General features: G+C 48.4%; 26 protein-coding genes. 13 read left to right on the forward strand and 13 right to left on the reverse strand.

From position 1 onward, the window contains the following. Positions 1 to 10: 10 nt before the first annotated feature. The 3 genes from AOA63_RS13490 to AOA63_RS13500 are packed head-to-tail and all read right to left on the reverse strand — an operon-like array spanning position 11 to position 4,496. Positions 11 to 1,051 carry a hypothetical protein gene (locus AOA63_RS13490; protein ID WP_053960192.1) on the reverse strand — a complete coding sequence of 347 codons (1,041 nt, stop codon included), beginning with the start codon at positions 1,049 to 1,051 and terminating at the stop codon, positions 11 to 13. Further along, positions 1,048 to 2,781 carry a helicase-associated domain-containing protein gene (locus tag AOA63_RS13495; protein ID WP_053960193.1) on the reverse strand — a complete coding sequence of 578 codons (1,734 nt, stop codon included), beginning with the start codon at positions 2,779 to 2,781 and terminating at the stop codon, positions 1,048 to 1,050. Before AOA63_RS13495 ends, AOA63_RS13490 begins: the two co-directional genes overlap by 4 nt. Next, positions 2,778 to 4,496, reverse strand: a complete 1,719-nt coding sequence (locus AOA63_RS13500; RefSeq protein ID WP_053960194.1) for a DNA repair helicase XPB — start codon at positions 4,494 to 4,496, stop codon at positions 2,778 to 2,780. Before AOA63_RS13500 ends, AOA63_RS13495 begins: the two co-directional genes overlap by 4 nt. Before the next feature lie 116 nt (positions 4,497 to 4,612). On the opposite strand from AOA63_RS13500, the gene AOA63_RS13505 reads away from it, so the two are divergent. Continuing rightward, positions 4,613 to 5,110 (forward strand): GAF domain-containing protein, encoded by a 498-nt coding sequence (locus AOA63_RS13505; protein ID WP_053960195.1) that lies wholly within the window; start codon positions 4,613 to 4,615, stop codon positions 5,108 to 5,110. A gap of 4 nt (positions 5,111 to 5,114) precedes the next feature. Here AOA63_RS13505 and AOA63_RS13510 read toward each other — a convergent pair whose 3' ends face one another. After that, positions 5,115 to 5,573: an HAD hydrolase family protein gene (locus AOA63_RS13510; protein WP_053960196.1), complete on the reverse strand. Its 459-nt coding sequence runs from the start codon at positions 5,571 to 5,573 to the stop codon at positions 5,115 to 5,117. Between the two features lie 184 nt (positions 5,574 to 5,757). Here AOA63_RS13510 and AOA63_RS13515 point away from each other — a divergent pair, with 184 nt between their 5' ends. Continuing rightward, on the forward strand, positions 5,758 to 6,696 hold the full coding sequence (locus AOA63_RS13515) for a GntR family transcriptional regulator (RefSeq protein ID WP_053960197.1): 939 nt from the start codon (positions 5,758 to 5,760) through the stop codon (positions 6,694 to 6,696). After that, positions 6,693 to 7,961 carry an amino acid permease gene (locus AOA63_RS13520; protein WP_053960198.1) on the forward strand — a complete coding sequence of 423 codons (1,269 nt, stop codon included), beginning with the start codon at positions 6,693 to 6,695 and terminating at the stop codon, positions 7,959 to 7,961. Before AOA63_RS13515 ends, AOA63_RS13520 begins: the two co-directional genes overlap by 4 nt. A 47-nt stretch (positions 7,962 to 8,008) precedes the next feature. Here AOA63_RS13520 and AOA63_RS13525 read toward each other — a convergent pair whose 3' ends face one another. Beyond that, on the reverse strand, positions 8,009 to 8,659 hold the full coding sequence (locus AOA63_RS13525; protein ID WP_053960199.1) for a helix-turn-helix domain-containing protein: 651 nt from the start codon (positions 8,657 to 8,659) through the stop codon (positions 8,009 to 8,011). Positions 8,660 to 8,989: 330 nt separating this feature from the next. Here AOA63_RS13525 and AOA63_RS13530 point away from each other — a divergent pair, with 330 nt between their 5' ends. The 4 genes from AOA63_RS13530 to AOA63_RS13545 all read left to right on the forward strand — a co-directional run bounded on the left by AOA63_RS13530 (position 8,990) and on the right by AOA63_RS13545 (position 12,519). Continuing rightward, a complete protein-coding gene (locus AOA63_RS13530) occupies positions 8,990 to 9,556 on the forward strand; it encodes a TQO small subunit DoxD (RefSeq protein ID WP_053960200.1) in 567 nt (188 codons plus the stop codon). 41 nt (positions 9,557 to 9,597) lie between these two features. Beyond that, on the forward strand, positions 9,598 to 10,131 hold the full coding sequence (locus AOA63_RS13535; protein WP_053960201.1) for a TQO small subunit DoxA domain-containing protein: 534 nt from the start codon (positions 9,598 to 9,600) through the stop codon (positions 10,129 to 10,131). Positions 10,132 to 10,507: 376 nt separating this feature from the next. Beyond that, complete coding sequence (locus AOA63_RS13540) at positions 10,508 to 11,215, forward strand: DUF6062 family protein (RefSeq protein ID WP_139061612.1); 708 nt, start codon at positions 10,508 to 10,510, stop codon at positions 11,213 to 11,215. A gap of 77 nt (positions 11,216 to 11,292) precedes the next feature. Beyond that, positions 11,293 to 12,519 (forward strand): MFS transporter, encoded by a 1,227-nt coding sequence (locus AOA63_RS13545; RefSeq protein ID WP_053960203.1) that lies wholly within the window; start codon positions 11,293 to 11,295, stop codon positions 12,517 to 12,519. A 72-nt stretch (positions 12,520 to 12,591) separates the two neighbouring features. Here the strand turns inward: AOA63_RS13545 and AOA63_RS13550 are convergent, their stop codons facing one another. The 4 genes from AOA63_RS13550 to AOA63_RS13565 all read right to left on the reverse strand — a co-directional run bounded on the left by AOA63_RS13550 (position 12,592) and on the right by AOA63_RS13565 (position 17,645). Beyond that, entirely contained in the window at positions 12,592 to 13,872 is a 1,281-nt protein-coding gene (locus AOA63_RS13550) for a hypothetical protein (protein ID WP_053960204.1), read from the reverse strand. A gap of 33 nt (positions 13,873 to 13,905) precedes the next feature. After that, complete coding sequence (locus AOA63_RS13555; protein ID WP_053960205.1) at positions 13,906 to 14,928, reverse strand: radical SAM protein; 1,023 nt, start codon at positions 14,926 to 14,928, stop codon at positions 13,906 to 13,908. A 105-nt stretch (positions 14,929 to 15,033) separates the two neighbouring features. Next, complete coding sequence (locus tag AOA63_RS13560) at positions 15,034 to 15,897, reverse strand: 2-oxoacid:ferredoxin oxidoreductase subunit beta (protein ID WP_053960206.1); 864 nt, start codon at positions 15,895 to 15,897, stop codon at positions 15,034 to 15,036. Continuing rightward, the gene (locus AOA63_RS13565; RefSeq protein ID WP_053960207.1) at positions 15,897 to 17,645 is read right to left on the reverse strand and encodes a 2-oxoacid:acceptor oxidoreductase subunit alpha; all 1,749 of its coding nucleotides are present in this window, start codon (positions 17,643 to 17,645) and stop codon (positions 15,897 to 15,899) included. Before AOA63_RS13565 ends, AOA63_RS13560 begins: the two co-directional genes overlap by 1 nt. 171 nt (positions 17,646 to 17,816) lie before the next feature. On the opposite strand from AOA63_RS13565, the gene AOA63_RS13570 reads away from it, so the two are divergent. Further along, the gene (locus AOA63_RS13570; RefSeq protein WP_053960208.1) at positions 17,817 to 18,806 is read left to right on the forward strand and encodes a LysR family transcriptional regulator; all 990 of its coding nucleotides are present in this window, start codon (positions 17,817 to 17,819) and stop codon (positions 18,804 to 18,806) included. Positions 18,807 to 18,810: 4 nt separating this feature from the next. Here AOA63_RS13570 and AOA63_RS13575 read toward each other — a convergent pair whose 3' ends face one another. Beyond that, entirely contained in the window at positions 18,811 to 19,221 is a 411-nt protein-coding gene (locus AOA63_RS13575) for a thioesterase family protein (protein ID WP_053960209.1), read from the reverse strand. Then, positions 19,218 to 19,865, reverse strand: coding sequence for a DUF1054 family protein (locus tag AOA63_RS13580; protein ID WP_053960210.1), 648 nt, complete (start codon positions 19,863 to 19,865; stop codon positions 19,218 to 19,220). Before AOA63_RS13580 ends, AOA63_RS13575 begins: the two co-directional genes overlap by 4 nt. Before the next feature lie 182 nt (positions 19,866 to 20,047). Here AOA63_RS13580 and AOA63_RS13585 point away from each other — a divergent pair, with 182 nt between their 5' ends. From AOA63_RS13585 to AOA63_RS13595, 3 genes are read left to right on the forward strand one after another with little or no spacing between them, the layout of a single operon-like run. Next, a complete protein-coding gene (locus AOA63_RS13585) occupies positions 20,048 to 20,827 on the forward strand; it encodes a hypothetical protein (RefSeq protein ID WP_053960211.1) in 780 nt (259 codons plus the stop codon). Then, a complete protein-coding gene (gene dcd / locus AOA63_RS13590) occupies positions 20,821 to 21,438 on the forward strand; it encodes a dCTP deaminase (RefSeq protein WP_053960212.1) in 618 nt (205 codons plus the stop codon). The genes AOA63_RS13585 and dcd overlap by 7 nt, the downstream gene beginning before the upstream one ends. Further along, positions 21,435 to 22,568 carry a hypothetical protein gene (locus AOA63_RS13595; protein WP_053960213.1) on the forward strand — a complete coding sequence of 378 codons (1,134 nt, stop codon included), beginning with the start codon at positions 21,435 to 21,437 and terminating at the stop codon, positions 22,566 to 22,568. Before dcd ends, AOA63_RS13595 begins: the two co-directional genes overlap by 4 nt. A 285-nt stretch (positions 22,569 to 22,853) precedes the next feature. Here the strand turns inward: AOA63_RS13595 and AOA63_RS13600 are convergent, their stop codons facing one another. Together AOA63_RS13600 and AOA63_RS13605 are read right to left on the reverse strand one after the other, a co-directional pair. Further along, the gene (locus tag AOA63_RS13600) at positions 22,854 to 23,918 is read right to left on the reverse strand and encodes a hypothetical protein (RefSeq protein ID WP_053960214.1); all 1,065 of its coding nucleotides are present in this window, start codon (positions 23,916 to 23,918) and stop codon (positions 22,854 to 22,856) included. A 265-nt stretch (positions 23,919 to 24,183) separates the two neighbouring features. Continuing rightward, on the reverse strand, positions 24,184 to 24,489 hold the full coding sequence (locus AOA63_RS13605) for an MTH1187 family thiamine-binding protein (protein ID WP_053960215.1): 306 nt from the start codon (positions 24,487 to 24,489) through the stop codon (positions 24,184 to 24,186). Between the two features lie 235 nt (positions 24,490 to 24,724). Between AOA63_RS13605 and AOA63_RS20235 the strand changes: the two genes are divergently transcribed. Both AOA63_RS20235 and AOA63_RS13615 read left to right on the forward strand, forming a co-directional pair. Then, a complete protein-coding gene (locus AOA63_RS20235) occupies positions 24,725 to 25,078 on the forward strand; it encodes a hypothetical protein (protein ID WP_242848340.1) in 354 nt (117 codons plus the stop codon). 104 nt (positions 25,079 to 25,182) lie between these two features. Next, positions 25,183 to 26,361, forward strand: coding sequence for an MFS transporter (locus AOA63_RS13615; RefSeq protein ID WP_053960216.1), 1,179 nt, complete (start codon positions 25,183 to 25,185; stop codon positions 26,359 to 26,361). Positions 26,362 to 26,379: the final 18 nt, after the last annotated feature.

The following is a 26,379-nucleotide window of genomic DNA, read 5'->3' on the forward strand; positions in this document are numbered from 1 at the left end:
AGACCGCATCTCAAGAGGATTTCGTTTGGTGAGGTGAACTTAAAATCAGGTTCAGGACTCTGATGGTTGCGGTGGGGCCTTTAGGCGTGAGTCCGCCAATGATCCAAATTTGGTGATTCATGATGCCCGCGGCAAATTGGGAGAGGGCTATGGGAAGATGACCTGTGATGGGCGTCAGAGAACGGGATGTGATGAGCCATATGGTGGATAGAAGGTGATGAGGCCCTCTTTCTCCTCCTAAGAGCCAAAAATGATGGTTAAGATAGACCATTTGCGCGCCCCAGATACCGTAAGGCAATTGTAAGGTGCTGATCAGGCGATGTGAGGACAACTGGTAAATCCATATCGATGAGTTTAACGATCCGTTCGGTAAAATCCCTCCCGCGACAACTAGCATATTGTTTCCCGCTTGGACGGAGGGGTCTTTAACCGCTTGGGGGAGTAATCCCCAGATTTGGACGGTTCCGTTGGTGGCAGAGAGCTGGTAGATGCGGGCAGACAGACCGTGTGCGTTTTGGCCGCCTACTAAAAAGTTAGAGCGGGAAGTAACACAGACTCCAGCATTGCTTAGAGGAACAGGCAAAAAATTGGATACGGTTTGATGACTTTGTAGGTTGATAGCACCTGTGCTTGGGGCGTTATGGGCGGTGCCTCCTGCCCACCATGTCATGTTTTGGGAAATGACTAACGTGCCCCCGAGAGGAAGGGACAGGGAAGGACCTTGTACGAGACCTTCAGGGCTGATGGCGTAGGATACCCCTGCACTTTGGGAATTATTGAGTGAAGTTCCCGCAATCAAAATGTTATTGCCAACCGTGAAGCCTTGTATATCTTTTAACGGGAAAGGCAAAGCAAAAGGCGGATAGTGGGTGAGGGATCTCACGGGCAACGAGGTTCTGTGGGACGCCAGTGTTTTTGTTGTGAGCGGTGAAGACTCATGCGAGTTTGAGGACCCTGCGTGCCCAACAATGAACCAGAGAACGATCACCAAAAGGGTGGTGAGGAAAACAAAGAACCGGGGACGTACCCGCCAACGCGACTGGATGATCATGACGTCTCAACCTCATAACTTTCGATTTGGTTCAAATACAAGGTTAAGACCTGATTATTATCGAGGACGCCGTCTAAAGCAATAGGATCAATGTGAATGGGGCGTAAACGGACAACTTCACACTCGCTTCTTCCTTGTGGCCGGTAACGGATCTGGACGGTTTTGCCCGTTCCGACGAGGCTGCGGATCTTCCGGCTCAGCCCTAAAGGATTTCCTTGTTGAACGCTATGGCGGCGGCTATTTCCCGCATCATCTTCATAATAGTAGTCATAGGGATTGTGGACTTTTATTTTGGCTTCTCTATCCGTATCTAATTCATGAACAATCGGGATAAGAGGAACTCCCGATTTGTCCAGAGCTTGGGTGATTCCTTTCAGATCGGTGCGATTCACAATCAATTCGGTGGGTGAGAGGCGTTTTATGATGTATGGACCTAACACCCGTTCGGCATTAAAGGAATCTTCCGCGGTGGCACTGTGAAGAATGGTAGCGTGAATGACACTATGACGGGTGAGTTGCCGAAACCAATCACGAATATTATGTTCTAAGTTGCCAGGAATCGGGACGCGCGCCATTTCTTGCAGCCGCTGTAAATAGGTATCGGGCTCCCAGCCGTCTAATACCGCCGTCGTGATACTGTGGCGATTAATATGGTAGACACGCATTTGGTCATATTTTTTAATCTCGGCCATTCCATCCAGGTCCCATAAAGTCGATAGGGACGTGTTGGGGGGCACAAGCACATCACCGGTGGGCTCAATGACCAGCGTTTGATCACTGAGAGGTTCGAATTCATGACGAATCCAGCCAAAATAGTAGGGATTCGTTAACCGCCCTAAGAATTTATTATGTTTTTCCCATATGCCTAATTGGACCAAGTGGTCGAGAAAATAGGACAGACTATAGAGGTCATAAGCACCGGGAAGTCTTTGAGCTTTCGCCCATTTTAGCAAGGCTTCCGTATCAAGCCATTCGTCGGGCGCTAACATGGCCGCCAGGGCTATGGTGAAGACTTGAAAAGGTGTGCCGTGTTCGAGGGCAAACTGAAGATACCGGCTCAAAATTTCTGAAAAGCCGTGGGCAAAAAAATCTTCGACATCTAACGAAGATTCTAAGGTTCGCTCTGGTCCCCGTTGCAGAAGATGATAATAGAACCCCACTCGCATAGCTGCATCGATCATGTCATCAGAAATCGTGGCGGGCAATATTTTTTTCATTTTGCCCAGATTGCGGCGATAGATTTGGCCGTTGGTGGTCATCGGCAATGGTTCTTTTCGGGCTTGGCTGAGCAAATGAAACAGGGGCAAAATGGCTTCAAAGCCGTTGGTTAAAGGAGGCCTGGGCGTTGTCACCGTGCTCGTTAAAACTAAGGGACGGTCTATTAACAAGGTCTCTAAAATCGCGGGATAAAAATCAAAAGGAATAACCGGTCTAACGTAGCCATCGGTTAGAGTAAACAGAAGAAATCCCTGATTTAACTTCTCGATGAGTTTCTCATCGCGGTGAAGTGCAGACAGGGGGTGATATCCGGCCAGATCCTCGGCAAGAAATTGTAATAAGACTTGCCCTTCTTTTTTGTTTAAGGTGTCCAGAACTTGTGCAATGCGCTCAGGATCTAATAAAGTTTCCCATACGAATTCCCTTGAATATTGACCAAAGGCCGTCATATGCCATAAAGGTTCTGGTCCTAAACCATCCAAAATGAGGGATAAGGAATGGTATGTGCTCACAAATTTCCTCCTGGAAAGCGGATAATGGGAGCAGATTTTTCACGAGGTGCTCCTTTTTCATCAGCATGGGCGATTTCATAGCGGTATCCTTGTTCGCACAAAAAGAGCTGGCGTTTTTGGGCAAAATCTTGTTCTTTGGTATCTTCTGACACGATTGTATAAAAGGTTGCCGGTCCACCATCTTTTTTCGGACGTAAAATCCGGCCTAAGCGTTGGGCCTCTTCTTGCCGGGAGCCAAAAGCTCCGGAAACCTGAATGGCGACGTTGGCGTCAGGGAGGTCGATAGCAAAGTTGGCGACTTTGGAGACAATGAGGACAGGGATGTCGCCGTCCCGAAATTGTTGATACAATTTCTCCCGCTCAGCGACAGGCGTTTGTCCGGTAATCATGGGCGCATGAATCTCTTGGCGGATTTGTTCCAATTGGTCAAGGTATTGCCCAATGATTAAGATGTGGTCGCCTTCGTGATCAGCAAGTAACTCATGGATTGTGCCAATTTTGGCCGGATTAGAGGCCGCAATACGGGCGCGTTCGTTGTCTTCGGCCATGGCATAGCGTTCGCGCCATGATTCGGGCATACAAACCCGGATTTCGCGGCATGAGGCTTCAGCAATCCACCCTTGTTGTTCGAGATCTTTCCAGGGCATGTCAAAGCGTTTGGGACCAATCAGGGAAAAAACATCATCCGCTCGGCCGTCTTCGCGAATGAGAGTGGCCGTCAGCCCTAGACGCCTGCGGGCTTGCAAACTGGCTGTTAAGCGAAAGACCGGAGCCGGTAAGAGATGCACTTCATCATAAATGATGAGACCCCAGTCATGATCATCCAAGCGGTAAAAATGCACGTATTCGCCTTTTTGCCGGTGGCTTAACAATTGATAGGTTGTCAGGGTGACCGGTTTAATGGATTTGGTCCGTGAGGAATATTCCCCAATGTCGTCGGGGTTTAACGACGTTTTGTCAAGCAATTCATCGCGCCACTGGTGTAATGAGGCGACTGACGTTGTCAAAATCAGCGTATGGGCTTGGACCTTTTCCATAACGCCTAATCCCACTAGAGTCTTCCCCGCGCCACAGGGAAGAACAATCACACCATTACCCCGGTCAACAGCCCCATCACCCCAAAACGATTGAACCGCCGCAATTTGATAAGGGCGGAGCCGAAAAGGTTGTCCCCGTCGATCCTGATTCCGTAAAGAGAATGCCAACGGAGAACCCGGGGTATAACCTGCCCGGTCATCAGCCGGCCAACCTGCTTTGGCTAAAGCTTGTTTTAAGAGGCCACGGTGAGCCGGATCGATCCGGTAACCGGGCTTGAGCTCTTCACCGAGAAATGGCTCGACATTTTTGTGATGATTGATCTGGGTCAGCAGTAAAGAATCATCGCTGGTAAGCCATAATCCATGGCCATCTGGAGCCACTTCCAACCGCAGTTTGCCGTAGCGTCGTCCTTGATCTTCAATGAACTGCTGAACTTCTGTGGGCACGGGATACTGGGCATAGCGGGTTAACCGGGCTAACATGTCCTCAGGAGTTAAGCCAGAGGCCACGGCGTTCCATAAGGACAATGAAGTAATACGATAGGTATGGACGTGTTCTGGACTCTTCACGAGCTCGGCAAACCCAACAAGACTGTCGCGGGCTTCCTCAAATAAAGGGTTATTGACTTCGAGTAACAAAGTACGATCTGATTGAACAATAAGTGGCAGGCGATCCACGAATGAGCCTCCCCGATTCCAGCATATAGTTAAATTCATTGTATCGAATTGCGACAAGATCCGCCACGACGCCGATATGATAAAATAAACGCCATATGCATCAAGGAGCGAGATCTATGGAATTCGAAAACATGCTGCAACAAGGAGCTACCATCCACGAGGTCGAAATGTTTGCGCGTTCGATTATTGAAGGGGAAAGAAACCGTATTGCGACTTTAGCAAATATTTCAGCTCTGCTCAACCAATATCTCTCCCAGATTAACTGGGTCGGTTTTTACCTCTTAGTTCCGAAAACAGATTCCCTGGTTTTAGGACCTTTTCAAGGGCTGGTGGCGTGCACCCGCATTACTGTCGGACAAGGTGTGGTCGGGAATTGCGTGAAGCTCAGGCAGACGATTGTGGTGCCTAATGTGTTGGAATTTCCCGGCCACATTGCTTGTGACAGCCAGTCCCGATCGGAAATTGTCGTTCCTATCTATTCAGGTCAGCAAATTGTTGGGGTCTTAGATGTGGATTCCCCGGAATTTGATCGGTTTCACGAACCCGAACAGGCGGTTTTGGAAACCGTGGCCCAATTATTGGGAGAGAATTGGACATTAATGACGAATTATTAGCCGGTTAAAGACGCAACGTCGCCTTTAACCGGTTGGGTTTCAGCAAGAGATCTATGGCGTCTTGTCCTTTACGGACGACAATGTCTGATGCCAGCAATGTTTTGGTAAAAGCCCCTTCATAGCCAATGACACAAATGGCCAAATCGGCTGCTTGAAGCATTTCGGTGTCGTTGGCCCCATTCCCCACGGCAATCACCCGCTGTAAATTTTTGACGTACTGCGTTTTATCTTCAGCGACTTGAATGAGAACCGGAGCAATACCCGTTATCCGCCGAATGGTATCAATTTGTCCATGAGTGCCAGCTGTCAGAATGTGAACGTGAAGCAGTTTGTTCAGATCTTGCAAAGCGAGCGCCATGGTTTCACTAATGCGGCCATCGGTGGCCAATGTGCCATTTAAATCAAAAACGACATGGTCATATTCTTTAAGGCCGAGGCCTGGAATATCAATATGGATTGCCACGCGGAATTGCTCCTTTTGACGGGTTAACTAATATTTGTGATGAACTGGATGATTACGGTTTTATTCTCTCTAAGTCAGGAAAACTTGACAATAGTTAAATTCATCCCAATCCGTGAAATCTTGTTGGCAAAGGGAGGTTTTGTTGATAAACTGTACTACAAATATAGAACAGAGGTACAGATGAATGGATGTTTTTGTGAATCCCGAGTGGGAATGGCCGATTCATGATCAATTGTTTCGTCAATTGAAGGCTGCTATCGAAGATGGTTGTTGGCAGGACGGGGAAAGACTGCCGAGTGTGCGGGAATTGGCGGCTGTGTTAAGGATTCACCGCAACACCGTGGTCAAGGTCTATGCAGCCCTTGAGGAATTAGGGTATGTATCGAGCCATAGCGGTAAGGGGTTTTTTGTTCACCCGCCCCGGAAAAAGCCTCTGTCCAATGAGATGGAGCAACTGATTAAAGAAACCTTGGAGCGGATTCGGGATTTGGGCGAAGATCCTGTCCTTTTTGCCCAAGCTTTATTGCCGCGGGCCATGCGTGAGCATGCCAAAGAAAAGCCACGAGTACGCCTAGCGGTTATCGAGTGCACCGTGGAACAAACGACATTATTAGCACGGGATTTGGCGCGGGCACTTGACGCCGACGTTGAGCCCATCGTATTAGATGCCTTGGGGCGATGGAATAAAGCGGATTTGAATCAATTTGCCCTGTTTGTGACGACGTTTCAACATGTTGAAGAAGTGCAACAAGCTCTGCCAGGGCGGTCAGATGCGGTGATTCCGGGCCTTCTCAGTGCCCATTTAGAGACGATCAAGGCGTTACAAAATCTTTCTCCAGGAGACAAAATAGGCATTGCTTGTGTGAATTGGGAAGGAACCCACCGCTTGCGAGACATGATTCATCAAGCAGGATTCGAAGAAATTAATCTGGTTGAAGCCTCTTTAGATGACCCTCAGACACTGCCTCGGTTGTTAGAAGATGTGCCGCTCATCGTAGCCGCCACCAAAGTGGCAGAAATTCTGAAAGCGTTTAAGCCGGACGCACCGGTCATTGTGGATGACCGAACTTTTACAGAAGGCACTTTGCGAGAAATCCGTTCACGATTGGAGAAAAATTCATGACCACTCTAAAACGTGTCTTGACATGGCGAGAAGGCGCCGGTATGACCATTGCTGGAGTCTTAGGTTCAGGTATTCTTATTTTGCCAACGGTTACCGCTCAGTTAGCCGGTCCGGCAGCGATCGTTGCATGGCTGCTCATGACGATAATGGCTATCCCTATGGCGGCAACATTTGGAAAACTGGCCATTTACCATCCTAATGCAGGTGGTATCGCCAGTTATGCGCGGTTAGCCTTTGGACCAAGAGCCGGTAAGTTGGTGGGAATACTTTATCTGGGAACGGTTCCTGTCGCCGCGCCAGCGGCGGCATTGATTGGTGCCGGATATTTAGGCGCATTGTGTCACTGGCCGGAAGCTGATGTTGTATTGGTGGCCGCCGGACTATTAGCGACGGCCCTTTTGGTCAATTATTTTGGCATTCAATTTTCCGGATGGGCGGCGACGGCGGTAGTTGTCGCGATTAGCGCGCTTTTATTAATGGCGGTAATGAGTGCCCTGCCACATATGAAGGCTCTAGCATTCGTCCCTTTTTTACCCCATGGGTGGTGGCCTGTTGGACAGTCGGTGGCGCTTTTGTATTGGGCATTTGTAGGCTGGGAAATGATTGGCCATTTATCCGAAGAATTCGTTGACCCTGTGCGCGATATTCCAAGAGCCTTAATGGTTGCCGTAGCGGTGGTGGGAATTTTGTATCTCGCAGTGTCTTCGGTGAGTATTGGTACCATGGCTTACCGTATGCATACTCATGGAGCGGGATTATCGGTCCTCATTGGCATGGAATTGGGACACCCAGGAGCCATTATTGCTGCAGTTATTGCACTGCTGATCACCTATGGAACGATACATACCTATATTGCCGGTTTTTCCCGACTCGTTTATGCCCAAGCTCGCACAGGTGATTTACCGCGTTTTTTTGCGCATTTGCATCCCAAGAGGCGAACACCTGCGCGCGTGTTTGCTGCGCTGCTGCTGCCCGATGTGGTGATACTAGGAAGTGTGTTGGCGTTTCATACATCCCTGGCCCAATTGATTGCGTGGCCTTCGGCCGTTTTCATCGTGCTTTATATTGTGGCGATGGTGTCCGCATGGCGCTTGTTGCCGGGATACAGAGCCCAGGCATTTGCCTTGCTTGGGGCGCTAATCAGTTGTGCTGCCTTGATTTTTGTGGGCTGGGCGATGATTTTGCCGATCGGGTTAGCATTTCTCGGGTGGTGGCTGAAAGGCTCCTTTGCGGAGAAAGCGACCACGCCTGAAGAAATCGCGTAAGCTGGTCTTCAGGCGTGAAATTTGACGGGATAAATGGGACTCATTGGTTATTGGGGTTGCTCGTTGTCGGGGTGGGATGCAATTAATTTTTCGATCTCTGCAATCCGGTCCTCAATATCGGCTTTCTGCGCCTCGAGGTGACGCTTCATGCTTTTGAGGCTGAGTAAATCTTCGGGATCATAAAAAGGATTTGACATCATTCCCGGACGACGACCCATCGCTCCTCCCATGGCATGCATCCCGTGGTTGGCCCGGTGTTGACATCCCATTTTGTTCATCATCATAGGTATCTCTTCCTCCTTGGTGGTTTTTAGAAAATCTCCATCCGCGCTTGGATGATTGGTGTCGAGGTGGTATATGGCCGCTTCAACCTGTTCTAAACGTTCGCGGGTGATCGGCTCGCCCGCTTTAAGATAACCGCCAGTCATTAAAAATTTGACGGAGAGGCCCAAGTATAAGGCCGCGTCTTGGAGTGATAAAGGATGCGTCGCATCCCACTTGGGTTCAGGTGGAAGAACCTTTCCCAATTTGAGCGCAAGACGCTGAACATCGTCATATTTAAACCGGCGGTGATGAATTTGTCCTTGTCCAATGCGGTAGCTGGGTAGATGATATTGATTTGCATACCAACGGACCGTCGCCGGCGAGACGCCGAGTAACATGGCAACTTCTTGGACGCGTAAATAATGGCCAAGCATTTTCTCACCTCGTTGTCATCATAGAATAGATTGCGCAATATTGCAAGAAAATCCTATAAAAATTATAAGTTGTTCCACTAGCGATATGTCACATGGTCCTGTGTTTATCCTGATTCTTTCTCACTTACTCTTTGGCATCTCTTAAAATCGTTAAATTTCAGGAAATCTTTTGGAACAAAGACTATCCGTTGTTGCTCTTGGGAACTAAGTCTGGTGGGATTATCTTAAATGATGTCAACGATGTATCAATGACAACGTAATAATTCTGTGAAGTATTCCACATCGCTGCACATTGTGCAGCGATTCAGCTTGTGATGAGGAGTGAGAAAGATGGTACAAACCGAAATACCGACGACCACAGGCGTTGCGAAAGATCCGGTGGAAACGAATTGGATTCCCGTATCGTATTTGTGGCCGTTGCGTTTTATTTTAGGGTTTCAATTTCTCTCAGCGTGGGCTCGCCGATATATTAACGCGCCAGCGAAGCTCGATTGGTATGCGAAAAGTAATATTGCCCATAAGTTTAGCACAATGATGCCCCATGCCCTGCCCCCGATTCGGGCGATGATGCAATGGTTGCTACTGCATCCCCATTTGGCGTGGGCATTTTTAATTATGTTTACATGGATTGAATTTACGGTCGGTCTCTTTCTCTTAACCGGGACCATGACACGGTTGGCGGCGTTAGGCGGCACATTGCTGTCATTCGGTATGTTGTTTGGGAATGGGTGGTTAGGCACCGCATGTATTGATGAGTTTCAAATTGGGACGGTCGAAGGGATTGGCGCTATGATCTTTCTCTTTATTGGGGCCGGCAGTTTTAGTGTGGATCACTGGATTCACAAATACTGGGATGGACATGTGCGGTTAGGAAAATTAGATATCCACTTGACCTAATAGGCAACGCATTTGAGGGGAGATTAAGGAGGCGTAAGATCATGCAAGTGCACAGAGATCTGCCACAGCCGACCACCGCGGCCGTGTTGAAAAAGCAAAGTATTGGGATGTTGGTCGTCGCCATGTTTTTGACCTTATGGGCGTACCAATTTGAACACCACGGGTTGTGGGGAAAATTGGTTAATTACAACAAGACGCCCAAACTGGTGTTAACGGGGACGACAGTGAGTCCGCAGGCCTTAAACTTAGACATCTATCGGCCCAATGGGCCGGATACTTATGGCAACTTTGTGGTGGAAGTGAGCGTGCAAGGTCAGACGGAATCAAGTCCCGCCGAAGTGTGGGGGCCAAAACAACTGGCTGCAGTGAATCCGTCGGCCATTCACAACAAATACTTTTTCCAGAAGGTGTCCGAAGGGCCATGGGGATTTGTGGTTCCGTTGTCAGCCCAAGCCACAATTCACTTACCGTTGAGTCCAGCGGCTCAAGCCCAATTGCGAGGACAATCACGAGCTGTGGTCACGGTCGAGGATGTCAGCGGCCTGAAATGGCAAACCACGGTGCCGGTAAAATAAATTGGTGTGTGGCGATACATGCAGGCTTAAAATCTATCGGCTAGTTCAACACAAGAAACTAAGAAACTTGCATAATACCGCGTATCTTTTTTCATACTATTGTCGGTAGAAGAGATTCCACGCAATGTTGCCGTCATGAAAGATTGACCGTAAGGATTGTCTCATGGCACAATATCCTTAATAGGTCATGGTGTTGACCGGGGTCATGAGAACCAAATCGCGAGGGATTATTCGCTAATAACACCTATACAATCAGTGGTGCTGAGATGTATGGGTGTTATTTTTTCGCTACGATTGAAATCGCTGAAGGAAGGGAGCAAGATTTTCATTCTCGAGGGGGATTTTTCACCCTGTGAATGGGATCGTATATCCAAGAATGAAACCATGGCCATGGATTAAAGCTCGACTCGGCTTATTTCATCGCAAAGAAACTCGTGAGAACTTCTCTGAATTTTTTGTTCAAGAGACGCAATCAGCAACTTCCGATCACTGTAAAATTTGTGCAGCACAGGCCCATGCCTTAGACAAATATTTTGATATGCTGTTTTATGAAATGGTGAATGACTTTGAGCAGCGTCAAATCATACGGCAAGCGTGGGGATTTTGTCCCCGCCACGTGACGCAGCTGGCAACCTATGGGGATCCCTTAGGTGGGTCGATTATTGTTGACGATGTATTAAATCATCTCTCAGAAATGTCCTTTCCCTACGAAAAACCTGCGCCGTGTCCAGCATGTGATGTTGAAAAAGAAGTCATCCAGCGTTATACGCCCTTAGTTATTCAGCTGGTTAGGACGGGACATGAAGACATTTCGTTGTGCTGGTCACATTTTAAGGAACTTGTAACCAGCACGGATATTTCCCGTGATGTCCGGCAAAAATTGTGGACGGCTCAACAGAAGCGATGGAAAGCCTGGTTAGAGCCGCTTCACAAGGCGGCTCAAGCCGATTATTTGCATCCTCAGGACCGGGACACATTATTAGTCTGGCGTCAAGTTTTAGCCTATTGGTCGGATAATGCTCTATCCCCTGAATCATCAAGTATCTCGCCCAGGCTGGATTCATCACACGAAACATCTCCTTAGTTTTCGAAATCATGTAGGAGCTTAGGATGTGACGAATTCTAGGTGGCGAGAAAATAGGAACCAGGAGGGATTATGGGATGGAACCTCACAATAGAGATAACGAAGGACTACCCTTAGTATCGTGGCGCAGCCGTAATGTCTGGGGATTTTCTTTAGCGTCTTTGTTTTCGGACATGGGGCACGAATTAGTCACCACAGTGTTACCAGCATTTTTGTTGACCATCGGGGCACCGGTTTTTGCCTTAGCTGTCATTGAAGGCGTATCGAATTTTAGCCAGTCTCTATCTGCCTTGTTAGGAGGGAAATGGGCAAATAACACCCAGTCACGACGATCTATTGTCGTGGTCGGTTATATTCTGACCGGAGTAAAAGCTTTAATTGCTTGGGTGAGTTACTGGCCCTGGATTGTCGTCCTGAGAACGCTGGCTTGGATTGGCCGGGGAGCAAGAGGTCCAATTCGGGATACCATGATTGCCGATGAAGTGCCTTTTCACGACCGGGGCAAAGCCTACGGCTTTCGGGAAACATTTGATACACTCGGCGCCATCCTAGGTCCTTTAGCGGCCACGTTGCTCATCGCGATCATCCCGTCGCGAACGCTCATTGCTTTAAGTGCGATTCCAGCTGTCCTGACGATTCTGGTGATTGTGTTCTTTATCCGGGAACCTAAGCCGTTGTCAGCGGATAGCGGGCATGAGGCTTCTCGTTTAAAACCAGGAGAAGCTATTTCCTGGCCCCAACAATACCGGATTTTTCGGCGGGCGGTGATTGTGTTTTGGTTTAGTCAGGCTGCCCCGACGTTCTTTATCTTGCGAGTGCTGTTAGCACATCCCCACGGTTTGCCTTTTTCTACCGACGTCTTAGGATTTGCCCTCTATACCCTTCATAATATTTTTTACGCCGCTTCGTCCTATCCCGCCGGATTAATGGCTGATCACGGGCATCCAAAATTGGCGACGGTGACCGGCTACATTTTGTGGACGCTAAGTCTGTTAGGCTTTGCAGATTTTCACGCCTTACCGGTCCTTTTCTGGCCCGTGTTGTTTATCTTTTCTGGTTTGGCCACGGGCCTTATCGAAACGGGCCAAAAAACCATGACAGTAGCCATGTTACCATCTCAGGCCCGCGGGGTGGGGCTTGGACAAATTGCGGGACTTAAAGGACTGAGTCAACTGATAGGAACTCTCGTGATTGGCGCTTTGTGGACGCTGCAGCAACCGGCCTGGGGATTTCTAGTTTTAAGCGTGGCGGCCGCCTTAGGGATTGGGAATATGATGCTGGTGAGAATGTCATCTGCTGACTGATAAGAGTCATCCACCACTTATAAGTCCGTGCACAAAAAGATAGCATCAATATTTCGTGTCTCTTCAGCCAAGCTATTCGTGAGAGACAATCAGATCATAAGGCCATATAATATTAAGTATCGAAGCGAAATGCTCTTCAATGGTTTCGGCGGGGTGTATGTGTCCGCTCGCATCCATTATGGATAACCATAAGGGTAAGGTCCAAATGCCAAACGCATCGAGGTGTTGTTGTTCTAGCCAGTGATTAATTTGTTCCAGGTAACGGCTGACACCTTCATCGGTCATTAATGCGGTTCCATCGTTCCATGGTTTGATCAATTGATGTAACCATTGTGCTTGAATGATGCCGCCATGGGACTCAGGATCATAAATCCAGCGGGGCACAAAGGGTTCTTGACCGGTAATAAAGAGAAGAAATGCCCCCAGATTATAATTTTGCTCCCAATCTGCGCTATCCTCGGCAAAGCGTAATAAACGCGTACTGCGAGATCCTTTATCTGCGATCAGCCGGAGAATGTGTTCTAAATCGGGAATTTCCGGTTCGAAAATTTGAGCAATCACATCATCAGAACATTGTAGAGCATATAATAAACGAACGGTGAGAGCCGATTGCTCTAGTAATCTTTCATAGTTGACTTGCACTAATGGATAAATGGCCTCATGAATCCAGGCATGACTTCCCCTCGCCATATTAAAAGGCATTTTCAAAATATGGCAGGGCGTACGGGGCAACGCCAGTTGCGCGGGCAAATAAGTCCAGGCGGCGGATTCGCTGGGACGAGACAAAATATCGGTTAACGATCGTAGACGAATATCACCCATCCGAATATCCATGGCCTGTAATGATGGATGCACGATTCCATTGGCTTCGACAACGGGCGTGTGCGCTAAATCAACACGGACAACCTTGTTATCGGCGAAATGACAAAGAACTTCATTATTCTCGTCACTTTGGACGTTTTTCACCCAGAATGTGTTGAGTTCTTGTTCACAGGCCAATTGACTGGGAACCGCATGCAGCACCTGAGCATGACCCTTTAGGGGCAACTGTTCGTCGATTAATATCGTCACTGGCTTCGATATAAAATGCATCCAGTGACTATCTTCTTGTGGCGATCCCTGCCATTGCAAGATGATTTCAAGCGGTGATTCATCGGAACCGTGACTTAAACCATAATCCAATACGGTACCTAGGTCTTGATACATGGGACAAGGATCTTGCACGATGACCCACAAAATCGCATGGTCAATTCGGCGCAACTCAGAAATGATATGGAAGGCGTCGGCAAGCTGCCATGGGGTTTTCATATCCCCATGGGTTAAATCCCATATCAATGTCGGTCTGAGTTGCATAACTCTCGCTCCTTGTGTTCTTTTTATCTCTTATTATACGGTTTGCATGGATTGTGCGAGCTCGGTTCCGGGACAACCGGGATCTTCCGCTAAATAATTACCCGTTACGGCGTAGGCTCTCGCCCGGGAGCCACCACAAATCGCACGATAGGCACATTGACCACAGCGTCCTTCTAATTTGTCGGGATTGCGCAAATCACAGAATAAAGGGGATTCCCGGTAGATTTCGCTAAAACGTTGGCGTTTCACATTACCCGCTGATACCGGCAAGTAACCTGATGGGAACACATCTCCATAATGACTGATAAAAGCAAATCCCTGCGCTTCCCGAATGGTCGGGCTTTGATCCAGTGGCCTTTCCATCACCCGGGAGAATTGCGGCGCTCCTACGGCTGTCACCCGGAACGACACGCGTTTTGCGTAATCTTTTAGCCATTCCAAGGAGGATTCGATATGGTTGGCATCGAGGCTTTCTGATAAACGAGCCCGGCCGGTAGGAATGACAAAAAAGACTTCCCAGCTTTTGGCTTTGAGAATTTGTACCAGACGACCCATTTTGGGCAAATCTTGTAGGGTAAATGGGGAGACCGACGTGTTAATTTGAAGATCCATGCCTTGATTGACCACAGCTTCGGCGATTTCTACACTGCGAGCAAACGTCCCTAACACGCCGCGGAAACGGTCATGTACGGCTTGTGTCGCGCCATCGAGACTAATGGAAACCGCTTGGACACCAAGGGTTTTCCAAATTTTAATAATTTGTGGGGTTAATGAGGGCGTGACACTGGGGGCGATGGCCGTACGAATCTTACGGCTAACAGATGCTTTAATAATGTCGGATAAATCGTCGCGTTCAAGCGGGTCTCCTCCCGTAAAAATAATCATGGGTTTAGGCCGCATAGTCGCGATATCATCTAAAACATTCTCAATTTGTGACAAAGTTAATTCTCGAAAGTCACGGCGTGGAATAGCCCGAGCTCGGCAGTGTCGGCAATGTAATTGGCAAGCCCGGGTTAATTCCCAGGTAATGATGTGTGGTGCTTCATTAAAATTCATGATGTGTTCCCTCCCCTGGCGGTCTAATTGTATTATGACGGGAAAACCGGGAGGGGGTTAGGACCATTAGGATCTCCTGATGGTGACCAAATGGTCCTAACTGCTTTACTCGAAATGCTCAAGAATTTGATTCCATAATGTGGAATCGACATGCCAATTTTGATGAACAATGGGTTGTTTGGAAAAACCCGGGATTTGATCTTCATAGGGAACAGAAGGTTCTTGATAGATGAGACCTGTCACCAGTTCATCGGTTTCTTCCAAACGCGCTAGGGCAATGGCCCGGGATGTGGGACGATAACTGGGATCGTCATCTAAATTGACTAAAGTTTTCTTATACCACTCATAAGTATTAATGCGGTTATAGGTCACACATGGTGAAATAACATTAATCATCGCAAACCCCGGATGTTTTATGCCTTCGACAATTAAACGGGCTAACTGGGGTTGCCAACTTGAAAACCCCTGCGCAACAAAAGTGGCACCGCCGGCGACGGCTAGCATCAAAGGGTGCACAGGTGTATCAATACTGCCATCGGGTGAGGTTTTGGTATGAAACCCTATTTCGGATGTGGGCGATGTTTGCCCTTTGGTCAAACCATAGACGTGATTATCCATCACGATGTAGGTCATGTTGACATTGCGCCTTAAGGCATGCATAAAATGGCCCATTCCGATAGCATAAGCATCGCCATCGCCGCCGACGGCCAGAACCGTTAAGTCGCGATTGGCCAATTTGACGCCCATGGCAGAGGGCAAGGTGCGTCCATGCGTCACGTGCAGATTGTAAGAATTGATGTAATTGCCAATTTTTCCCGAACATCCAATACCCGCAATAATGGCGGTTGTCGAAGGATCAGCCCCCACCTCTACCAAGGCTTTTTCCAACGCCGCGAGTACGCCGAAGTCGCCACAGCCTGGACACCACCATGACTTTTCCTGGGTCTTAAAGTCGTGTAACGTCGCCATTAGTGATTCACCTCGAGTTGGGTTAATAAGTTTTGGGTTTCTTCTGCGACTTCTTCAGGTAAGAAGGGCACACCATCATATTTCAATAAGGAGTGGTAACGCCCATCAAATAATTCTGCGCTCTTAAGGAGATGGGCAACTTGGCCCGTGGCATTTTGTTCGACCACGAGAATATGGCGCGCTTTGGCGAAGAGTTTTTGGCACTGATCTTTGGGAAAGGGAGAAAGGGTTCGTAGCCACGCGACCGCCGCACGCACCCCCGATTTTTCCAATATCTCTTTCGCCTCTTTATTGATGCCGACGGTTGATCCAATGGCTAATAAGACCACATCGGCATCTTCTGGCCCCTCATACCGCACTGGGGTTCTGAGTTGATGAATTTGGAGCACTTTGTTGAGTCGTTTGTCCATCATATGTTGACGATTAATAGGATCTTCAGAGACCTTTCCATTTTGTCCATGTTCCACACCCGTTGCTAAATATTGTCCGTGAGACATACCAGGCAGGGTTCGAGGAGAAATGTCGTCGAGGGTAAAGGCATAACGTCTAAACGAATCGGCCATGGCACTGAGATCTTGCGCCGAATAAATGGCACCCCGGTCAATGGGGACATGAGGCCCGTCGACAGCCTGGCGGTCTACAGTTTGTTGCCACAAGGCCAAAGAAAGATCGGTGGCAATGATTACAGGGGTTTGAAAGTGATCGGCTAGATTAAAGGCCTCATAAGCATCTTCAAACGCTTCTTCCACCGACGATGGGGTAATGACAATCCGTGGTGCTTCCCCATGTCCTCCATAGATCAAAGCCAACAAGTCGGATTGTTCTTGTTTGGTGGGCATTCCCGTGCTCGGACCGGCTCGTTGGGTATCGATAATTACCACCGGAGTTTCGGTCATAGCGGCAAGCCCGATGGCTTCTTGCATTAACGACAAGCCAGGGCCTGAAGTGGCCGTCATGGCCCGAGCCCCAGCAAAGCCGGCGCCAATGGCCGCCGTGATGGAAGCCAGCTCATCTTCCATTTGCATGACCACGCCGCCTACCAAGGGAAAATACTTCGCTAGGGCTTCCATAATATCGGTGGCAGGAGTAATTGGGTAACCGCACATAATCCGGCAGCCAGCAGCCAGTGCTCCAAGAGCCGTGGCGTCATTGCCGGTTAGCACAATGCGGTCACCGGGAATAGGTGTACCCAAAGCGGGAAGCGACGGAATTTGGTCAAATTGTGCCATGATGGCGTCATATCCCATCGAAAGAGCGCGCTGGTTGGCGTTTACGACACTCTCTCCCTTTTTGGCAAAACGTCTGGCAATATATTGGCCAAATGCCGCTAACGGCAATCCAAGAAGGGCGGCCGAAGCGCCCACTGCAATCATATTACGCATTAATAATGAGCCAGCATCTTTGGCCATTTGGCTCATGGCTAAAGGGACTAAATAAGCCTTGGAGTCCTCGGGCAGTTGAGGAGAAAACGCACTGTCAGCGAGGATAATGCCTCCGTGCAGTTCACGGTGATTGAGATTGATGGTTTCTTGATTTAAGGCAATTAAGATATCCGTTCTCTCGGTGGTCGCATGGATAGGATGATTGGCAATACGCACTTTGTAATTGGTATGACCGCCTTTGATCCGGGATGAAAAAGATTTATACCCGTACACATAATAGCCTAAGTGATTTGCGACGTGAATGACGATGTCTCCCGTGGAATCAATGCCTTCGCCTTGATCTCCACCAATCTTCCAAGCCAACATAATAGATGCCTCCTCCAATAGGGTGCGTCGAACGCATTTGGCGCTGTCTTTACTGTAGACCTGGTACAAAAAGTTTGAAAATGAAAAATATTTATCCTAGACATAACCCATTGGAATATCAAAATCGCTTGGAGTACAATGACGAAGATAAATTAAAGAGAGGCGTCGCGCATGATTTTGTCCCATCTCAAAACCTTTGTGCGGATTATTGATGCGGGCAGCTTGACCCGAGCTGCGGAACAATTATCGTTGACCCAGCCTGCAGTGACCAAGCAATTAGCCGCATTGGAAGAAACTTTTCAGACCCGCCTCGTTATCCGGCAAGGTCGGAGACTGCGTCTGACTCCGAGTGGTGAGGTGTTATACCATTATGCTAAACGCATTTTAGCCTTGGTTGACCAAACTTATGAAGCGATTGCTGAAATTGAACGACCGGGGCAGGGAGAAATTGATCTTGGAGCGGTCTCTACTATTGCCGTGTTTTCACTGCCGAAAGTTCTGGCCATTTTTACCCGGAACTTCCCGAGTCTTAGAGTACGCGTTCATATCGGGGAAATTCAAGATACGTTAGACAAAGTCATTCGCCAGGATATTGCCGTTGGCCTGGTGACTATACCTATTGTCCATCCCCAGATCGATTCGGTGCCTCTGTTCCAAGATCCGGTACGTTTAGTGGTAAGTCCTGAGAAAGCGAAAAAGCTACCTCGGGAACTCGATTTAGAAGAATTGGCTCATATGGAGTTTATTTCCTATCAAACTCCATCGAGATTTCGAGCCTTCATGGACGGGGTCCTCGAACAACATGGGATTATTCCTCATGTCCTGATGGAATTTAATAGTCACGATTTGGTGAAAAGTATGGTCAAAGTGGGCCTCGGGGTGGCTTTTGTGCCGGAATCGGTCGTCGCCGAGGATCTGGCCAATGGCAGCTTGGAGACCATTACGGTGAAGAATTTGCCGCCGTTGGCCCGCACAACATCGTTAATCCTGGCCAAAGATCCCCCTCGGAGCGGGGGATTGATGGCTCTGTTGACGACCTTTTTTGATCACTATCAGGTAGAGCCTCGGTTATGGCCGCCGTGGTACTGGGAAACCCGGGCTTATGAAGCGGCTTTGCCCTGGAACCCGCATCAAAAGGAATCCAAAGAGCGCAAACCGTAAGATCTTACCGATGCATTTTCGCTTGGAGCCGACGTTCTAATGCTTTTTGCGATATGACCGCCGATGTTAAACGGACCTGGACAATGTCGCCAAAACCATCATGGCCGCTAATGTCCCAAGTGAATTTATTGCCATCGCGCGAGGCGAGTCTCACGTGAATGGTGACTGTCGAACCCACAGGAGTCGGACTGTGATGAGTGAGGGACACATTGACGCCGACGATGAGGCATTGGTCATCCAGAAACGGGAGCAACGCTTCGGCGGCTGCCTTTTCGCACAGTCCTAGCAGCACCGGGGTTGCCAAAACTGGGACTGGCGTAGGATTTCCCACGGCTTGGGCTGTCATGCTCTCTGTTACCTGAGCTGTTAAGTCATGGGTCAGGTTCTCGGGGATGTTGTCTAATGAACAGGTCATTTGCTTAACGCCTCGCTGGGCACAGAGCCCAAGTATAATGGAGAGAGATGGACAATGGCATTGTATGCCCGGGTGACGAGTTCGGCCTTGCCGACGATAGGATTGGTTCGTTCAAAGATGACACCGACAGTAAACCCATGACTTTTGACTTCTGTATGACGAATGATCTCTTGCATTTTTTCAGCCGTGATATGTTCTATAGGAAACGGGTCGACGCCGTGGTCGTCTTTATACCAATAAATTGTCGACGGATCGGATAGTTGGAAGGCGTCTCGACCACGACTTTTAAGATATTGTAACAGAATGGGTTTGTCGTCTTCGCCTTCGCGCTTGACGACAAAGCGGACAAACACATAATCTAAGGTAATGCCGACTTCAAAATGGGCAAACCGTTTATAACCGCGTTCATTGCGCGAAAACGAGACCCAGGTATCATCTGGCGGATTCACCCGTCGTCTCGCATGAGACGCTGTATGAGGATATATAGGATGGTGCAGGAGTTCTGACAATTTGGGCGCTAAATCGTCTCCAATCATGGCGAGTTTAGGACGGATGCGGGTTCGAACAGCGCTCATACGGTCGTGAAATTCGGGAATGAGAAAAATATTAAAATCATCTTGAGTAAATCCTGTGAATTGATACATGTTGGATCCTTTCTACAATTTTAGATTGTATAGGGTAATGGTAGCACAGCTTGATCGCTCGGCCAAATGACAGTGGCAGGGCAGATGACACAAAATTCGAGATATCCTGCCAGGATGTGACATTCTAAGGGGAAGGATTATCGCGGTAAGATGGCGAATTAGCAAGGTTGAGGAGGATCAGTGTGGAATCATGGCATGAAATTGCATGGCAAAAATGGCAGGATGACATGACGAGCGGATTACCCGAAAATGTTCGTCACGCGTTGGAGGAAATGGATGGATCCTCTAGGGCCAAGTGGATAGCGCGCCTCCGGCACAATATCACTCCCTGTGCCAAGATTATGGCGCAATATCTGAAAACTGGTGACAAGCCATGGGTGATTGCTCCCGGATTACAATGGGATATTGTGGAAACCGCTCACATGGTGTTTATCGCCTATCCCGAATATTTGGGGGAAGATCCCTTAGCCATGGCGGCTATTGGTTTATTATGGGCATCGTCAGACGTTACGCGGATTGAGGCTATTGTCAAAAAACTGGGCCCGACGGCCTTGTATGCATGCTATGAAGGACAGTTGCCGTCGTCGTTGCATACGCTCTTCGGCGTATTATGGCAAAATTACATCCAGAATTTTGGACTTGATGAAATCCGATCTGAGGTGCGACAATTTTTTTCGCAGGTTACCGTGACGGAGACGCCCTTTGTTACGATTTCGTTGGGGTCAATGCCCGCGTACGCCATGTATTTAGAGGAACTTACCTATGGCGTCGTGCCACATGAAACCTCCGGTGAGAGTCCCAAAGATGTCCCGGCGGTCTTGACGGCTCTTCATTATGTCCCGGCTGCTGAGCGCCCAGGAGCGGCCCTTTTAGCCTTTAAGGCCATTGAGGGACGGATTTTAACCGACCAATGGCAACGAGCGGCGCTAATGGAAAAACGAGATGGGGTGGACCGATGGTAATTGGGGAACAAGTATTAAAAGAGCGTATGGAAAAATCTTTACCGGAACGTCTTATTGTTACCCCCCTTTTGAGTCCTGAGCAGATCAAGGGAGGATCGGTGGACGTTCGTTTAGGGACGGAATTCATTTTGATGAAACGATCGGCACGGGGGCCTATTGACCCGATGAATATGGATACAGGATCTTCGGGCGATTATCAGGAACGAGTGCATGTAGATGTCGGCGACAAAATGATTTTGCACCCTAACCAGTTAGTCTTGGGGGTGACCTTAGAGTTTATCCAGGTGCCAGCGGATTTGATGGCCTATGTGATTGGACGGTCATCGTGGGGACGGTTGGGCTTGATGGTAGCGACAGCGGTAATGGTTTCGCCAGGATACCGTGGCAGTTTGACTCTGGAATTAGCCAATTTGGCTGACACCCCGGTTTACTTATATCCAGGAACTCGGGTGGCTCAGCTCGTGTTTCACCAGGTGGAAGGCAGCCATGCCGCCTACGCTCAACAAGGCGGGAAATATACCGGGCCTGTTGGTCCCGAATTCTCCAAATTGTCACTGGATCAAGATTGGCGTGCTATTAAACTCATGGGTGCTGACAGGGTTAGGGCATGAGGGTCCTCAAAACACCAACTGCTGTTTGGATTACCTATATAGCCTTTAGCCTGGTCGAATTGTGGCTTGCCATCCATTTTCGAGAAAATGATGTAGGCGAATACCACCGTTACGCCCTTCTCGCTTTAACGCCACCGCTGTTGCACCATTGGCCCAAAGAGTACCCCGCGATGTCGCAATTTATTTTTTTGTTGCCCTTGCTTCTGCCGTTTTCCTACCGATTCAGTTTTGCGCTTCTGACATTGGTGGCGCTCGCTCTACTACTTAGTAAGGGCATGAAACGTTATGGCACACAATGGGGTATTAGAGTATTAGGGTATCTAAGCTTGGGTACAATTGGCCTCTTTTCCGAACGCTATGATATTTTTGCGGCGCTTTTTGGATTTTTGGCTATTGACCAAGCCTTACAAAAACACTGGTCTTGGGCCTGGACGTTTTCGGTTATTGGATTTTTGTTGAAATTGTTTCCTGCGGTTTTTTGGCCGGTATTTCTTATCGCGGAATGGCGAGAGACTCGCCGCATTCGGTGGGACAGGTTGGTTTTAAGCCTGTTAGCTGGTCTTGCTATGGTCGGCTTTCAAGCCTTGTTAGCTTCCCATCAAGCTTTTACCTCTTACCGGTACTTGTTAAATCGTCCTGTGGAAATTGGCTCGTTAGCAGCGAGTTTAACCGCTTTGTTATCGCACCCGCATCTGTTTTATGCCTTTGGTTCGGTCGATGTGAAAGCGCACGGTTTAGCGCATATCATAGGAGACACTCTAACCGTTGTTGGTATTATCAGCTGGTTAGCGGTGTTTTGGGCTCAGTGGCGGGGATCATTGGATATGGTAGAGGCAGCTATTTTAACATTGGGTATCTTGTTACTCACGACCAAGGTGTTTTCCGCCCAGTACCTCATTTGGTTAGCGCCCATAATAGCGCTGAAACCAGGGAATCTATCCTTTGTCTTAGCTTATCTTCTCACCTCATTGGGCTATCCGGTAGGCTACGCGATCCCGGGATTGTTTCCTTGGGTCATTTATATTTTTGCGGCACGCAATTTATTGCTGACATCAGGATTTGTTCTATTTGTCTGGAGACAAATACATTTTGTTTCATCAACTATGCTTAAGCAAAGTCTTACCCGATAACGTAGAGAAAAGTTCTGATTATGGTATGGGCAGATTTTCTACAGGAACATTTTGGACAGGAATGCTAAATGAATAATAAGAAGGAATAATGCCAAGTGTCGAGGCAATGACGTGATAGTGGCATAGTGGGTTGTGATGGGCCTGTGACCCATGTCCAGCGAAACAAATCTCCATCACCACACATTCTTGTTGACAACGCCATAACTCCAATGCGTGAAATGGTTTGTGCATTGGAGGTTTGTGAAAACCGAGCCAGGCTTCAATGTCATGGAAAGATTGTTAATTCTAGCCTGCGGATTTTTTGAACTGAGTATGCTGCTCGACTGCACGGTGCCATAAAGAAAGTCTCAGCAATTGTGCATAAGTGATTAAGATGACCAGGAGAATCGCTCCCGTATTGGGGTCGGTGCCCATGCCGCCTAAAACGCCAAAATCTTGCCCGAACCACCAGGTACTAAAGGTGATCAAGAGACTTAGCCACCAGGTCAATTGTGAGCTTGGCGCAAATGTCCATAGGAAGCCGAGTAGGGAGAATGTGAGAGTAAGTGTTATATTCCACAACAAGGGGTATTGTGCCAAGGAGTGAACCCATATGTAAAGAGGTAAGGAAAAGAGATGAGGTTGGGGCATTTCCGCCATGCTAAGAATATAAGACGACAACATCCCGCGGTTCCACCAACCAGAGGAGGGAAGTGCTTGCAACAGGGCAACAAAAAACCAAAGGCCAGCCATGAACCGTTGCAGCATCTTAATGGGCCGCGGGGAATGCCAAAATTGCTCCGGAGCCAATAAAAAGATGGCGGCGAGCACATAGAGTAATACGGAACCAGGTGCGCCTTCCAGTATGCTGCCACCCACAAAAATGCCACCCAAGGCCTCGCCGCCAACCCATACGGCAGTGCCCCAAAACACCGAGATCCACAAACCAATCCGACGATATGGACCATGTCCACCAAGTAAAATGGCGAGCCCAATGCCGATTTGTAGCCATGTCGCCAACTCATTCCACAAGACGGGATTAAACGACCACAAGGTCATGGACCATTTGATCACGATATTGAGAGGCCATGGCTGTCCGCTAATTAAAGGGGCTAATACGCCACCAAGGAAGCGCGTAATCATCGACGGCTGGGCCTGCAAAAAGCCATCTAACAGCCATAACGAGCCTAATGCACGTGCTAGCCATTCATAGGCAGGAGGAAACGTGTTTTTCTGAGGCAATGGGGAAAGGAGTTGTCGTTTTCGTGTGAGCCATATGATGGTCACGATGATGAAAACTACGGCGGCAATGATTAAAAAAAGAGTGTAAAATGTCGCTTGCTCATGGCTCGGTGGCAGAAAAGATCCCATCTTGGACCCACCTCCGCGATTAGGCATGATTTAGATTCCCATTACCAAAAATCTATGATGACATGAAAAAGTTCGCGTAGTACTATATTTCACAGGTTAATTCAATGTTTATGGCCACGGTAGCATACTTATCATCTTAAGGACATGGTGAATTATCACTAGTAATGTTGATGACAATAGTTAAAGAATTAAAACAATAAAAAGTTGTGCAGGTAAAATAACCGTTCCGAAATATCCGGAACGGTAAGAGAAGGCTTAAGCGCTATTACGCCTCCAAATTATTGATAACACTGTCAACCATATCTTCCATGTGCTCCTCACGATCTTGGCGTTCATCAATGGTGATGGTTGTGACCACACGTTCACAGCCGAGATCAAAAGGTGCATCATGCATAGCTCGGGCTACGGACATTATTGACGGTAGAGGACCTTCCAAAATGGTTGAAGTCGGCGTTAAGACCGCTTCAACATCTTCATTATTTTCAGCGATACGAAAGCATTGGCGAATATAAGAAGAGACACTGGCATCATCGGTCCCGACCGGCCAAACCTTTATTTCCGCAATAGCCATAGGACAATACCTCCTTAATATCACGTTTTTGTTGGTGATTTCTGCTGTTCTGGTCTGTTTTGTTATCCAGGAGCAGATTCACGATAGGGACAAGAGATCAGAAATTACCTTGCCCTGATCAAAGGTTTTCAACGCAGGGAAATGTTGGTGCCTAGGGATTTAGGTATGGTAGTTATTGACCCTGATCATACTACCTATAACAAGGACAATAAGCCCAGAACAAGGAGGGACCAAGATGGAACAAGATAAGTCATATCATTCAGAGCATGGGAATCAGAACCAAGGGCACCAAAATGAGGAGAAAGATCAAACTCACAAAGAATCTTCTCATCAATCCTCACAAACTCAAGACCGATATGCTACCGAATCGGTGAATTCGCTCAATGAAGCTATTCGCAAAGAACTGGGATATTTAGATATCGTGATTGCGACACCGTTCCGTGCTGTTCGCCGCACGATGGGAGCAGGATCTTCCCCTTGGGCAAAAAGTCTCGATGAACTGACATGGGCTCTTGAGGGCATGGCCCGGGTTCCGGTAAAAATGTTGCAATCAGCTTTCGGAGAAAATTTTTCTCAAAAAGGTCGTTAACAATTTTTGAAGTGGTCTAGCCTCCGTTATCCCCGCGTAGAGGTGTAAGGACACGACGTGGACGGTATGGATCTTACGTCTGTCTATGCCGGGGAGGGACAGACATGGGCAAAAAATTGGGAATGACCCATGACCTGTGGTGGTTAACTCTCTCCATGGGGTTGTGGGGATTAGGCTTTGGATTATATGGGATTCTATGGCCATTATATATCGAGAAATTGGGAGGCAATGCCGTTTCGGTTGGCATCATGTCGACAATAGCCGGGATTGCCACGGCGCTCGTCGTGTTTCCAGGCGGATATTTGGCCGACCGCATCGATCGCCGGACAATTGTTTTGTGGGGTTGGATTTTGGGGGTGCCCGTGCCTTTTTTATTTGCGTGGGCGCCGTCATGGCAATGGCTTATACCCGGCGTCTTATTGTATTTTGGATCGGCGTTTTCGACACCCGCTTTGCAAGCCGTGGTAGTCGAAGAAGCACAAACCGACCACCTATCCACAGCATACAATATCGTGATGAGTGTCTTTGGCGCGGGAATGGTTGTCGGACCGCCTATTGGTGCCTATTTGGCCACGCATTGGTCATACCAGACGGTTTTTATTCTTAGCGGTTTCTTATATTTCCTTTCAACTTTGGCGATCGTACCCGTTAAGAGCCATCCGCCTCAAAAATCCTTCAAGCCCCAGCGACCCAGATGGACTCCCAAAGGGCGTCCCCGACTTTTTCAATGGATGATGTTTGCCGCGGGATTGGCGATTGTTCAAGGCATGGCTTTTCCCTATGTGGTACCGTTTTGGAAATCAGTGAGTCATTTTTCCTTGCAGACTATTGGCTATTTAGGAAGCGTGGGCATTTTGTGCGGAACTTTAACGGGACCAATCTGGGGAAAAATCGGTGAAAAATATGGGATTACCAACACTATTGGATGGGGACTCGGGTTGGTGACTTTAGGTTGGCTCGCCATTTTATGGTCCCCCACGAGTGTGACCTGGGCCTTCATCTCCGGAATTTTTCGGGGAACTGGCGAATCCGCACGGGGTTTGCAAGGGGTGGCTGTCGGAAGGGTCGTGCGGCGTGAAGAAGCGGGAACGGCTTATGGCCTGTTTAATTTGGTGACAGAAAGTGCGGGAGCCTTGGCTCCCTTACCTGGCGGGCTTCTTTATACGCATTGGCCTTATGCACCATTAATCTTGGCCACATTCTTGACCGGATTAATTGCATGGTGGCTTGTTAATGGATTACCAGGACGTCCTTTACCTCCACCTCCTGTGACAGAGTCTTAAGCGTGGTACACTAGAAGA

The sequence above is a fragment of the Sulfobacillus thermosulfidooxidans genome, from assembly GCF_001280565.1.
Classification (GTDB): Bacteria; Bacillota; Sulfobacillia; order Sulfobacillales; family Sulfobacillaceae; genus Sulfobacillus; species Sulfobacillus thermosulfidooxidans_A.

What these genes read in the sequence shown, in the direction of transcription:
- AOA63_RS13490 (WP_053960192.1), bottom strand. Translation starts at nt 1,051, where the DNA reads ATGATCATCCAGTCGCGTTGGCGGGTACGTCCCCGGTTCTTTGTTTTC.
- AOA63_RS13505 (WP_053960195.1), top strand. Translation starts at nt 4,613, where the DNA reads ATGGAATTCGAAAACATGCTGCAACAAGGAGCTACCATCCACGAGGTC.
- AOA63_RS13515 (WP_053960197.1), top strand. Translation starts at nt 5,758, where the DNA reads ATGGATGTTTTTGTGAATCCCGAGTGGGAATGGCCGATTCATGATCAA.
- AOA63_RS13520 (WP_053960198.1), top strand. Translation starts at nt 6,693, where the DNA reads ATGACCACTCTAAAACGTGTCTTGACATGGCGAGAAGGCGCCGGTATG.
- AOA63_RS13525 (WP_053960199.1), bottom strand. Translation starts at nt 8,659, where the DNA reads ATGCTTGGCCATTATTTACGCGTCCAAGAAGTTGCCATGTTACTCGGC.
- AOA63_RS13530 (WP_053960200.1), top strand. Translation starts at nt 8,990, where the DNA reads ATGGTACAAACCGAAATACCGACGACCACAGGCGTTGCGAAAGATCCG.
- AOA63_RS13535 (WP_053960201.1), top strand. Translation starts at nt 9,598, where the DNA reads ATGCAAGTGCACAGAGATCTGCCACAGCCGACCACCGCGGCCGTGTTG.
- AOA63_RS13540 (WP_139061612.1), top strand. Translation starts at nt 10,508, where the DNA reads ATGAAACCATGGCCATGGATTAAAGCTCGACTCGGCTTATTTCATCGC.
- AOA63_RS13545 (WP_053960203.1), top strand. Translation starts at nt 11,293, where the DNA reads ATGGAACCTCACAATAGAGATAACGAAGGACTACCCTTAGTATCGTGG.
- AOA63_RS13550 (WP_053960204.1), bottom strand. Translation starts at nt 13,872, where the DNA reads ATGCAACTCAGACCGACATTGATATGGGATTTAACCCATGGGGATATG.
- AOA63_RS13555 (WP_053960205.1), bottom strand. Translation starts at nt 14,928, where the DNA reads ATGAATTTTAATGAAGCACCACACATCATTACCTGGGAATTAACCCGG.
- AOA63_RS13560 (WP_053960206.1), bottom strand. Translation starts at nt 15,897, where the DNA reads ATGGCGACGTTACACGACTTTAAGACCCAGGAAAAGTCATGGTGGTGT.
- AOA63_RS13565 (WP_053960207.1), bottom strand. Translation starts at nt 17,645, where the DNA reads ATGTTGGCTTGGAAGATTGGTGGAGATCAAGGCGAAGGCATTGATTCC.
- AOA63_RS13570 (WP_053960208.1), top strand. Translation starts at nt 17,817, where the DNA reads ATGATTTTGTCCCATCTCAAAACCTTTGTGCGGATTATTGATGCGGGC.
- AOA63_RS13575 (WP_053960209.1), bottom strand. Translation starts at nt 19,221, where the DNA reads ATGACCTGTTCATTAGACAACATCCCCGAGAACCTGACCCATGACTTA.
- AOA63_RS13580 (WP_053960210.1), bottom strand. Translation starts at nt 19,865, where the DNA reads ATGTATCAATTCACAGGATTTACTCAAGATGATTTTAATATTTTTCTC.
- dcd (WP_053960212.1), top strand. Translation starts at nt 20,821, where the DNA reads ATGGTAATTGGGGAACAAGTATTAAAAGAGCGTATGGAAAAATCTTTA.
- AOA63_RS13595 (WP_053960213.1), top strand. Translation starts at nt 21,435, where the DNA reads ATGAGGGTCCTCAAAACACCAACTGCTGTTTGGATTACCTATATAGCC.
- AOA63_RS13600 (WP_053960214.1), bottom strand. Translation starts at nt 23,918, where the DNA reads ATGGGATCTTTTCTGCCACCGAGCCATGAGCAAGCGACATTTTACACT.
- AOA63_RS13605 (WP_053960215.1), bottom strand. Translation starts at nt 24,489, where the DNA reads ATGGCTATTGCGGAAATAAAGGTTTGGCCGGTCGGGACCGATGATGCC.
- AOA63_RS20235 (WP_242848340.1), top strand. Translation starts at nt 24,725, where the DNA reads ATGGAACAAGATAAGTCATATCATTCAGAGCATGGGAATCAGAACCAA.
- AOA63_RS13615 (WP_053960216.1), top strand. Translation starts at nt 25,183, where the DNA reads ATGGGCAAAAAATTGGGAATGACCCATGACCTGTGGTGGTTAACTCTC.